At 71.4% G+C, this 12,082-nt stretch carries 1 protein-coding gene; it reads right to left on the bottom strand.

What is annotated here, in order from left to right:
* Nucleotides 1-45: 45 nt before the first annotated feature.
* Nucleotides 46-11,649 carry an SDR family NAD(P)-dependent oxidoreductase gene (locus QQG74_RS13980; protein WP_341721232.1) on the bottom strand — a complete coding sequence of 3,868 codons (11,604 nt, stop codon included), beginning with the start codon at nucleotides 11,647-11,649 and terminating at the stop codon, nucleotides 46-48.
* Between the last annotated feature and the right edge of the window lie 433 nt (nucleotides 11,650-12,082).

The raw sequence follows: 12,082 nt of genomic DNA, 5'->3' as shown, positions 1-12,082 counted from the left end.
TCGTCAGGTCGGTGGTTCGGGTGGGCGGCCGGGGATACGGGCTGGTCAGTCCACTCCCAGCTCCTTGTTGATGAAGGCGATGACGTCGTCCGCCGAGGCGTGGTCGAGTTGTTCGGCGACGGTCTGGGCCGTGGTGGTCTGCGTGGCGGCACCGTCGTCGGTGAGCCGGGCCGCGATCGCGCGCAGGCGGGCTGCGGTCCGGGACCGGGCAAGGCTGTCGCCGTTCAGCTCGGCGCTGAGCGCCTCCAGCCGGTCGAGCTGCACCTCAAGCGGCTCCTCACCGCCGTCGAGGTCGAGCTCGGAGCGGAGGAAGCCGGCGATGTCCACAGCGGTCGGATAGTCGAAGACCAGCGTGGCGGGCAGCCGCAGCCCGGAGGCCGCAGCCAGCCGGTTGCGTAGTTCGACTGCGGTGACCGACTCGAAGCCGAGGTCCTTGACGGCCCGGGTCGGTTCGACCTCGCTGAGGTCGTCGTAGCGGAGCACCGCGGCGATGTGGGTGCGGACCAGTTGGACCAGGGTGCGCCGTTGGTCCTCCGCGGACATCGCGGCGAGCTGGGTGGCCAGGTCGGCGCCGTCCGCTTCGGTGTCGTCCGGTGCCGGCTGTGCGCCGGGCAGGTCGCGCAGCAGCGGGCGGGGTCGGGCCAGCTGGTAGGCGGGGGCGAAGCGCGACCAGTCGACATCGGCGACGATCGTGCTGGCCGCGCCGCTGGCGACCGCGTGGCCCATGGCCCGGGCGGCGAGCCCGGGTGGCATCTCGGTGATGCCGATCTCCGCGAACCGGGCTCGCACGTCGGCGTCGACCATGCCGCCGCCGCCCCATGCGCCCCAGGCCACGGCGGTGGCGGGCAGGCCGGCGGCGCGGCGGCGCTTGGCGATGCCGTCGAGGGTGGCGTTGGCGGCGGCGTAGCCGGCCTGGCCGGCCTGGCCCCAGACCCCGGCTCCCGAGGAAAACAGCACGAATGCGTCGAGGTCGCGATCGGCCAGGAGTTCCTCGAGGTGCCGCGCGCCGAGCACCTTGGCTCGGGCCGTGTCGGCGACCTCGGCGGCGGTCTGGTCGCTGAGGCGGACGCCGTCGCTGACCACACCGGCGGCGTGCACGACAGCGGTCAGCGGCGGGTCGGCCGGCAGGTCGGCGAGTACGGCTGCCAGCGCGTCGCGGTCGGCCACGTCACAGGCGACCACGGTGACCTGCACGCCGCGCGATGTGAGCTCGGCGGTCAGGTCGTCGGCACCTGCGGCGGCGGTGCCTCGACGGCTGGTCAGGACGAGGTGTTCGGCGCCGTGGTCGGCGAGCCAGCGGGCCACGTGCGAGCCGGCGCCGCCGGTGCCACCGGTCACCAGAACGGTGCCGCGCGGCTGCCAGGGTACGCCGACGGTGCCGCTCGTCGGGCGCAGTCGACGACCGCGCGGGCCGTCGGTCCGGATCGAGACCTGGTCCTCGTCGTCCAGGCCGGCGAGGACGGCGACGAGTCGGCGGGCGGTGTACTCGTCGGGTACCTCCGGCAGGTCGATCAGGCCGCCCCAGGTGGCAGGTGCCTCCAGGCCGAGCACGGTGCCCAGTCCCCAGACCGCCGTCTGTCCCTCACGTGGCGCGGCGGTGTCGACGGCGCCGGAGGTGACGCACCACAGCGGCGCGGTGACGGCGGTGTCGGCGAGCGCGCGGACCAGTTCGACGGTGGTGACAGCGCCGCGGCTGAGGGCCGGGTGCCGGGGGTCGGGCAGGTCGTCGAGGGCGGCCAGGGAAAGTACGCCAGTGAGGTGCGTGCCGGTCATGGCCTGTCGCATCGGCTGCGGGTCGCCGTCCCACCGAACCGGCAGTACGTTTGCGCCGTGCCCGGTGAGTGCGTCGAGGACCACGGGCTCCAGCGGGTGCTCGGTGGCGGGCAGCGCGACAAGCCAGGTGCCGGTGAGGCGGGCGTCGTCGGGCGAGCCGGGCAGCAGGGCCCAGTCGACGCTGTAGCGCCAGCCGTCGATCACCGCGTCGTCGTTCTGCCGGTGCCGCCAGCGTTCCAGCGCGGGCAGTACCTCTCGGAGCGCGTCCGGGTTGACGCCGAGGCCGTCGGCCAGGGTGTCGGTGTCGGTTCCGGCGACGGCCTGCCAGAACGCCGAGTCGTCCGGCTCAGGGGTGTCGGCCCAGTAGCGCTTGTGCTGGAAGGGGTAGGTGGGCAGGTCCACGACCCGACCACCGGCCACCGGCCAGTCGATCGGCACCCCACGGGTCCACAACTCCGCTGCGGACCGCAACACTCGGTCCCAACCACCCTCGTCACGACGCAACGTACCCGTGACCACAGCGGAATCAGCCGCATCCTGCACCGCCATCGCCAACACCGGATGCGGACTGCACTCCACGAACACCCCGAACCCATCCGCCACCAAACCCCGCACCGCGTCAGCGAACAACACCTCCTGACGTAGGTTGCGGAACCAGTAATCGGCGTCCAGGACCTCGTCCTCACCCAACCACGCGCCCGACACCGTCGACCACAACGGCACCGAAGGCGTCCCCGGCGACAACCCCGCCAAATCCCGCGCCAAACGCCCCCGCAACACCTCCACCTGCGCAGAATGCGACGCATAATCCACCGCAATCCGACGCACCCGCACACCCTCACCCTCCAACACCGCCAACAACCCCACCACCGCATCCACCTCACCAGAAACCACCGTCGACGCCGGCCCATTCACCGCCGCCACCGACACACCCTCCACCAACCGCCCCCGCACCACATCCACCGGCAACCCCACCGACGCCATCGCACCCCCACCCGACAACACCTCACCCACCGCAACACTGCGCAACACCACCACCCGCGCACCATCGGCCACCGACAAGGCCCCCGACACCACCGCCGCCGCAATCTCCCCCTGCGAATGCCCCACCACCGCATCCCCCACCACACCCAACGACTCCCACACCGCCGCCAACGACACCATCACCGCCCACGACAACGGCTGCACCACATCCACCCGCCCCAACAACACCTCATCCGACAACGCCCCCCGCACATCCCAATCCACAAACAACTCCAACGCTTCCACACACTCCGCAAACCGCCGCGCAAACACCTCCGACGTGCCCAACAACTCCACACCCATACCCACCCACTGCGCCCCCTGACCCGGAAACACCAACACCCGCTTACCCACCCCACCAGCAACACCCACCGGCATCACACCATCCACCACCGCACCCAAACCCGCCACCAACTCCACCTCATCACGACCCACCACCACCACACGCGACTCCAACACCGCACGACCCCGCACCAACGTAAACGCCACATCCAACGCATCCACACCAGACACCCGCGACAACCGAACCGCCTGCTCCCGCACCGCCGCCGACGTCTTCGCCGACAACACCCACGCCAACGCCGCCGGACGCTCAACAACCGCAACAGCCTCGGGTTCGGGAGCCTGCTCCAAAATCACATGCGCGTTGGTGCCGCTGATGCCGAATGAGGAGACTGCGGCGCGGCGCGGCCGGTCGGTTTCCGGCCAGGGGCGGGCCTCGGTCAACAACCGCACATTCCCCGACTCCCAATCCACATGCGGCGTCGGCTCATCCACATGCAACGTCGCCGGCAACACACCATGCCACATCGCCTGCACCATCTTGATCACACCAGCCACACCCGCAGCCGCCTGCGTATGACCAATATTCGACTTCACCGACCCCAACCACAACGGCTCACCCGACCGCTGCCCATACGTCGCCAACAACGACTGCGCCTCAATCGGATCACCCAACCGCGTCCCCGTACCATGCGCCTCCACCACATCCACCTCACCCACACCCAACCCCGCCACACCCAACGCCCGCCGAATCACCCGCTGCTGCGCCGGACCATTAGGCGCCGTCAACCCATTCGACGCACCATCCTGATTCACCGCCGAACCCCGCACCACCGCCAACACCCGACGCCCCGCCGCCACCGCATCCGACAACCGCTCCAACACCAACACCCCCACACCCTCCGACCACCCCGTACCATCCGCCCCACCCGCAAACGACTTACACCGACCATCAGCCGCCAACCCACCCTGACGCGAAAACTCCACAAACGTCTCCGGCGTCGCCATCACCGTCACCCCACCCGCCAACGCCAACGAACAATCCCCGCCAACAACCCCCGCACCGCCCAATGCACCGCCACCAACGACGACGAACACGCCGTATCCACCGACACCGCCGGACCCTCCAACCCCAACGCATACGCCACCCGACCCGACACCACCGAACCCGTCGAACCCGAACCCAAATAATCGTGATACATCACCCCCGCAAACACACCCGTCAGACGAACCCCGCAACCCCAACGGATCAAAACCAGCCCGCTCCAACGCCTCCCACGACACCTCCAACAACAACCGCTGCTGCGGATCCGTCTCCACCGCCTCCCGCGGCGACACCCCAAACAACCCCGCATCAAACCCACCCGCCTCATACAAAAACCCACCCTGCCGCGTCACCGACGAACCCGGACGCGACCCCGACGGATCAAACAACCGCCCCACATCCCAACCCCGATCCACCGGAAAATCACCAACACCATCACCACCAGACACCACCAAATCCCAAAACTCCTCCGGAGAACCCACACCCCCCGGAAAACGACACGCCATCCCCACAATCGCAATCAAATCATCATCAGAACCCGACCCGACCGTCTCCGCCACCGTCGACTCGACAGCGCCGAACATCCGCTCGAACAGATGCTCCGCCACCGCCACCGGCGACGGATAATCAAACACCAACGTCGCCGGCAACCGCAGACCCGTAACCGCCGCCAACGAGTTACGGAACTCCACCGCCGTCAACGAATCGAAACCGAGGTCCTGAAAGGCGCGTTCCTCCTCGACCCGCTGGTCCGGGCCGTAGCCGAGCACCGCTGCGACCTCGGCGCAGACGAGCCGGATCAGGTCCACCCGGTCGGTGGGGCGGCTGGCGCGCGGCGACGTGTCGCGGGTTGGGCGGCCGGCGGGCCGCAGGTCGGCGAAGAGCGGCAGGTCCGCCAGCGCGCCGGGGTCGAGCTTGACCGGCAGGACAGCCGGGATTGTCGCGCCCAGGGCGGCGTCGAAGAGGGCCAGTCCTTCGGTTTCGGTGAGTGGCACCACGCCGCCCCGCAGCACGCGGGCCCGGTCCGCGCCGGCCAGGCCGCCACCCATGCCGTCCGCGCCGTCCCAGAGTCCCCAGCCCAGCGACACCACGGGCAGTCCCGCGTTTCGCCGGTAGGCCGCGAGTCCGTCCAGGTAGGCGTTGGCCGCCGCGTAGGCGCTCTGGCCGCCCGCGCCGAGGACACCGGCCACCGAGGAGAAGAGTAGGAACGCAGACAGCTCCCGGTCGGCGGTCAGCTCGTGCAGGTGCCAGGCACCCTCGGCCTTCGGACGCAGCACACCGGCGAGCCGGTCGGCGGTAAGCGCCCCGTACAGGCCGTCGTCGAGCACCCCGGCGGCGTGCACGACGCCGGTCAGGTGCTCGATCTCGGCGATCACCCCGGCCAGTGCCTCGCGCTCACCGACGTCACAGCGGGCGACCCGTACCCGGGCGCCCTCGGCGGTGAGGTCGGACACCAGGTCGTCGGGTGCGCCACTGCGGCTGACCAGGACGAGGTCCCGCACGTCGTACGCGCCGACCAGGTGGCGGGCGACGAGCCCGCCGAGCTTGCCGGATGCCCCGGTGACCAGCACCGAGCCGTCGCCGAACGCGCCGGGTGCCGGGGCTGGTGCGGTCCGGGCCAGCCGCGCGACGTGGACGACGCCGTCTCGGACTGCCAGTTCGGGCTCACCGGTCGCGGCCAGCGTGGCCAGGTCGAGCCCGCCGTCGGTGTCGGAGTCGGAGTCGGAGTCGATCAGGACGATGCGGCCGGGTTCCTCGGCCTGCACGGCCCGGACGAGACCCCAGACCGCCGCCTGGGCGGGGTCAATGGCCCCGGACCCGTTGACGTCCACCGCGCCACGGGTGAGCACCACGAGTCGCCCAGGCCCGTCGTCGGCCAGTCGCGCCTGAATCTCGGCCAGCGCGTACGCGGTGACCTCGGTGACGGTTCCGGCGCTGATCCGGAGCACGTCGAGCGGTTCGGCGTCCCCGGTGGCCGGTGCCGGAGCGGTCGGCTTCCAGACGAGCCGGAACAGGGCCCGGCGGGTCACGGCGTCGGTGACCGGGCCGACCGGCCGCAGCGCCAGTGATCCCGCCGAGGCCACGATCCGGCCGGTCGGATCGGTGACGAGGAGGCTGAAGCCGTCGCCGCGCGGCGACACCCGGACCCGGCACGCGGTCGCGCCGGTGCTGCTGACGGAGACGTCGGTCCAGCTGAACGGCAGCGCGGTGACGGTGTCCCCGCCGCGCAGGCCGAGGCAGTGCAAGGCCGAGTCGAACAGGGCCGGGTGCAGCAGGTAGCCGTCGGCGGTGACGCCGTCGGGCAGGGCGACCTCGGCGTACAGGTCGTCGCCGTGCCGCCAGGCGGCGAGCAGGCCCTGGAAGGCGGGGCCATGGGTCAACTCGCCGTCGCCGGGGTAGACGCCGTCGAGATCGAGGGCGTCGCCGGGCGGCGGCCAGGCGGTGAGGTCGCCAACGGCGGTGGGTTGGCTGCCGGGGGTGACGGTGCCACGGGCGTGCCGGGTCCAGGTGGCGTCGGCAGCACGGGCACTGACGACCACGGGGCGGGTGCCCAGCTCGTCCGGCACGCCGATGGACACCTGCACGTCGACGGCGTCGTGTTCGGGCAGGACGAGCGGCTCCTCGATGGTCAGCTCGTCGACCATCGCGGCACCGACCTGGTCGGCGGCGCGCAGGGCGAGTTCGACGAAGCCGGTGCCGGGGAACACCGCTGACGTGCCGACCCGGTGGTCGGCGAGCCACGGGTGCGTACGCACCGACAGTCGGCCGGTCAACACCACCTGTCCGGAGTCCGCCAGCTCCACCGTGGCGCCGAGCAGCGGGTGACCGGCGGCGGCGAGTCCGGCCCGGGTGACGTCCGCACCCGGCATGGCGTCGAGCCAGTAGCGGCGGTGTTGGAACGGGTAGGTCGGCAGGGTGACGGGGCGGCCACCCCACTGGGCGTACGGAACCGCCCAGTCCACCTCGACGCCGGCGCTCCACAGCCGGCCGACGGCGGCCAGCAGGGACAGACTCTCCCCCCGGTCCTTACGCAGAGCCGCGACGAGCAGCGCATCCGGGGCGCTGTCCTGCGCCATCGCCGTCAACACACCATCCGGACCCAACTCCAGGAACCGGGTCACACCCGCACCGGCCAGCGTCGCCACCCCGTCGGCGAACCGCACCGTCTCCCGCACATGCCGCACCCAATAGTCAGCGCTGTCCGGCTGCGCCACCTCACCGGTCACGTTCGACACCACCGGCACCAGCGCGGCACGGAAGGTGAGCGTCTCCAACACCGCCCGGAACTCCGCCAACATCGGCTCCATCCGGAACGAATGAAACGCATGCGACACCTCAAGACGCTTCGCCTTCACCCCCAACCCAGCCACCACCTCAGCCACCGCATCCTCATCACCAGCAAGCACCACCGCCGCCGGACCATTCACCGCCGCAACATCCACACCCGCACGCAACAACGGCACCACATCCGCCTCCGCCGCCCGCACCGACACCATCACCCCACCAACCGGCAACTCCTGCATCAACCGACCCCGCGCCCCCACCAGAACGCACGCATCCGCCAGAGACAACACCCCCGCCACATGCGCCGCCGCCACCTCACCAATCGAATGACCAGCCACAAAATCCGGCCGCACACCCCACGACTCCACCAACCGAAACAACGCCACCTCAACCGCAAACAACGCCGCCTGCGCATGCACCGTCCGAGACAACACCTCGGCATCAGCGCCCCACATCACCTCACGCGTACCCGGCAACAACTCACACACCGCATCCAGCGCATCAGCGAACACCGGGAACGCGCCATACAACTCCCGACCCATCCCCAACCGCTGCGCACCCTGACCCGTGAACAACACCGCGAGACGGCCGGTCACCGCAGGCTGGCCGCCGGGCACCCGGTCCAGGCCCGTGAGCAGTTCGTCGCGGTCCGCGCCCACCACCACGGCGCGGTACTCGAACGTCGAGCGTTTCGTCAGCGCCCGCCCCACGTCCACCGCGTCGAGGTCCGGGTGGGCGGCCACGTACGACCGCAGCCCGCGTACCGCATCGGTAAGCGCCTCGACGCTGCGGCCGGACAGCACCCAGGGCAGCGCCGGAGCGGGCTCGACCGTCCCGGTGGCCGGTTCGGTGGCCGGTGCCTGCTCCAGGATCACGTGTGCGTTGGTGCCGCTGATCCCGAACGAGGACACCCCGGCCCGGCGCGGGCGCCCGGTCTCCGGCCACGAACGCGACTCGGTAAGCAGTTCCACCGCGCCCGCGCTCCAGTCGACGGCCGGGGTCGGCGCGGCGACGTGCAGGGTGCGGGGCAGCATGGGGCGCCGCAGCGCCTGCACCATCTTGATCACGCCACCAATGCCGGAGGCGGCCTGGGCGTGGCCGATGTTGGACTTCACCGAGCCGAGCAGCAGCGGCTCACCGGTGCGCTGCCCGTACGTCTCCAGCAACGACTGCAACTCGATGGGGTCGCCGAGCCGGGTGCCGGTGCCATGCGCCTCGACCACGTCCACCTCGGACTCGGTCAGCTGGGCATCGGCGAGCGCCCGCCGGATCACCCGCTGCTGCGAAGGGCCGTTCGGTGCGGTCAGGCCGTTCGACGCGCCGTCCTGGTTGACCGCGCTGCCGCGTACCACGGCGAGGATCTCGCGGCCCTCGGCCATCGCGTCGGAGCGGCGTTGCAGCACCAGCACACCGGCGCCCTCGGACCAGCCGGTGCCGTCGGCGTCGTCGGAGAACGCCTTGCAGCGACCGTCCGGCGCCTGGCCGCCCTGCCGGGCGAACTCGGCGAAGATGTCCGGGGCCGACATCACCGTCACCCCGCCGACCACGGCGAGGGTGCACTCGCCTCGGCGCAGCGACTGCACGGCCAGGTGCAGCGCCACAAGCGACGAGGAGCAGGCGGTGTCCACGGTCACCGCCGGGCCTTCCAGGCCCAGCGTGTAGGAGATCCGGCCGGAGAGCACCGCGGTCGAGTTGCCGACCAGTTGGTAGCCCTCGATGCGCTCGTCGGCGGCGCGCTGGTGGTAGTTGCCGGCGGCGGCGCCGACGAAGACGCCGGTGCTGCTGCCAGCCAGGCTGCGCGGGTTCAACCCGGCGCGTTCCAGGGCCTCCCAGGTGACTTCGAGCAGCAGTCGCTGCTGCGGATCGGTGGCCAGCGCCTCGCGCGGTGAGATGCCGAAGAAGTCGGCGTCGAAGCCGGCGACGTCGTCGACGAAACCACCGACCCGCGCGTACGGCGCGTCGTCCGGGATGTCCCAGCCCCGGTCCGTGGGGAAGCCGCCGATCGCGTCCACCCCCTCGGCCACCAGGTGCCACAGGTCCTCCGGGGTCCGTACGCCGCCGGGGTAGCGGCAGGCGTCGGCGACGATGACGATCGGGTCGTCGTCGGCGGCCACGGTGTGCGTCACCACGACGGACCGGGCTGGGCCGGCGACCGAGGTGATCTTGCCGTGCAGGTGGGCCGCGAGCGATTCGGCCGTCGGGTAGTCGAAGATCACTGCGGCGGGCAGTTTCAGGCCGGTGGCGGCGCAGAGCCGGTTGCGCAGCTCCACCGCAGTGAGCGAGTCGAAGCCCAGTTCGCGGAAGGCGCGGCCGGGTTGGATCGGATCCGTGCCGGAGTGCCCCAGCACCAGGGCGGCCTGGGTCCGGACCAGGTCGAGCAGGGCAGCGGAGAGGTCGTCCCCGGAGAGGCCGGCCAGTCGTTCGTCGGCCGAGCCGCTGGGCAGGCTCGCCGCCCGGCGCACCGGAGTACGCATCAGGCCGCGCAGCACGGCCGGTGCGTCCGGACCCAGCCTGGTGTCGATCTTGACTGGTACCAGGACCGGTTCGGCGGCTAGCAGGGCGTGGTCGAGCAGGGCGATGCCCTCGTCGTCGGAGAGTCCGGTCGAACCGTCCCGGGCGATGCGGGCGACGTCGATATCGGTGAGGTGCCCGGTCAGACCGGTGCGCCGGGACCAGAAGCCCCAGGCCAGGGAGAGCGCCGGCTGGCCGGCGGCGTGCCGGTGGGCTGCGAGTGCGTCGAGGAAGGCGTTGGCCGCCGAGTAGTTGGCCTGTCCCGCGTCACCGAGGACACCGGCGGCGGAGGAGAACAGGACGAACGCCGACAGGTCGCGGTCAGCGGTCAGTTCGTGCAGGTGCCACGCCCCGTCCACCTTGGGCCGCAGCACCGTGCCCAGCCGGTCCGGGGTGAGCGAGCCGAGGACGCCGTCGTCCAGGACGCCGGCGGTGTGCACCACGGCGGTCAGGTCGTCGATGCTGTCGAGCACCTCAGCCAGGGCCGCCCGGTCGGCCACGTCACACGGCACCACCCGGACCTGAGCGTCCAGGTCGTCGGGGGCGGTGCCGCCGGAACGGCTGAGCAGCACCAGGCTGCGCACGCCGTACTCGGTAACCAGGTGTCGGGCGACCAGGGCGCCAAGTCCACCGGTGCCGCCGGTGATCAGCACGGTTCCGGTCGGGCCGAAGGCTGGCGGCGGCACGGTGAGCACCACCTTGCCGACGTGCCGGGCCTGGGCAAGGTGCCGGAACGCGGCCGGGGCCCGGCGGACGTCCCAGGTGGTGACGGGCGGCAGGGTCAGCACGCCGCGGTCGAACAGGTCGAGAATCTCGGCGAGTACCGCCCGCAGCCGCTCCGAGCCGGGATCCATCAGGTCGTACGCGGTGTAGGTCACGCCGGGCCGGATCCGCGCCACCTCGGCGGGGTCCCGCTTGTCCACCTTGCCGATCTCCAGGAAGCGACCGCCGGGTGGCAGCAGCCCCAGGGATGCGTCGATGAAGTCACCGGTCAGCGAGTTGAGCACCACGTCGACCTCGCCGAAGCGTTCGGCGAAGCTGGTCTCCCGGGACGAGGCGATGCGCTCGTCGGGCAGTCCGGCCGCCCGCAGCGTGTCCCACTTGGCTGGGCTCGCCGTGGCGTAGACCTGCGCGCCGAGGTGGCGGGCGAGCTGCACGGCGGCGGTGCCGACGCCGCCGGTGGCCGCATGGATCAGCACCCGCTCGCCGGGCTGGACCCGAGCCAGGTCGACCAGACCCAGGTACGCGGTGATGTAGGTGACCGGCACGCTCGCCGCGTCCCGGTCGGACCAGTTGTCGGGGGTACGGGCCAACAGCCGCCGGTCGGTGACCGCGGTCGGGCCGAATGCCCCGTCGAAGAGGCCGAAGACACGGTCGCCGGGGACCAGGTCGGTGACCTCGGTGCCGACCTCCAGCACCCGGCCGGCTGCCTCGCTACCGATCGGTCGGGACTCCTCCGGCACCACGCCGAGCGCGACGACCACGTCGCGGAAGTTGACCCCGGCCGCGCCCACGGCGACGCGCACCTCGCCGGGACCGAGTTGCCGGCTGGTGGACGGGTCCGGCGTCAGCCGCAGTCCTTCGAGGGTGCCGTTGCCGGCGGCGAGCCGCCAGCCGGCGGCGGAGGGCGGCAGCAGGGTGTCGGGTGGGGTGGTGCGGGTCAACCGGTTGGCGAGCAGCACGCCGTCGCGGACGACCAGCTGGGGTTCGTCGCCACCGAAGACGGCCATGGGCAGCTCGGCGTCCGTGTCCACCAGGACGATCCGGTCCGGGTTCTCCGCCTGGGCGGAACGGACCAGTCCCCATGCCGCAGCAGCGGCCAGGTCGGTGACCGGTCCGGGTGCCGCCACTGCGCCGGTGGTGACCAGGAACAGGCGGGTGTTGGTCAGCCGGTCTTCGGCGAGCCACCGTTGGAGCAGGGTGAGCAGATCGGTGGTCAGGTGCCGCACGGCAGTCGGCGCGTCGATGTCCCGGTCGCCTCGCAACCGGACGACCACCGCTTCGGGGATCGATTCGCCGGCATCGAGGGTGTCGAGGAACGCGGCCAGATCGCCGTGGTGGACGGCGGCCGGGAGACCGGGCTCGGGCTCGCCGAGCACGGCGAGGGAGCGGACCGGCTCGGTGGCAGGTTCGACGGGTACCCAGGTCATCCGGAACAGTGAG

Source organism: Micromonospora sp. FIMYZ51, assembly GCF_038246755.1.
Taxonomy (GTDB): Bacteria; Actinomycetota; Actinomycetes; order Mycobacteriales; family Micromonosporaceae; genus Micromonospora.
This window is presented reverse-complemented; position numbering and strand designations above follow the sequence as displayed.

Bases quoted from the DNA above. Each gene is read 5' to 3' on its own strand.
- QQG74_RS13980 (WP_341721232.1), bottom strand. From the start codon at position 11,649: ATGGCCGTCTTCGGTGGCGACGAACCCCAGCTGGTCGTCCGCGACGGC.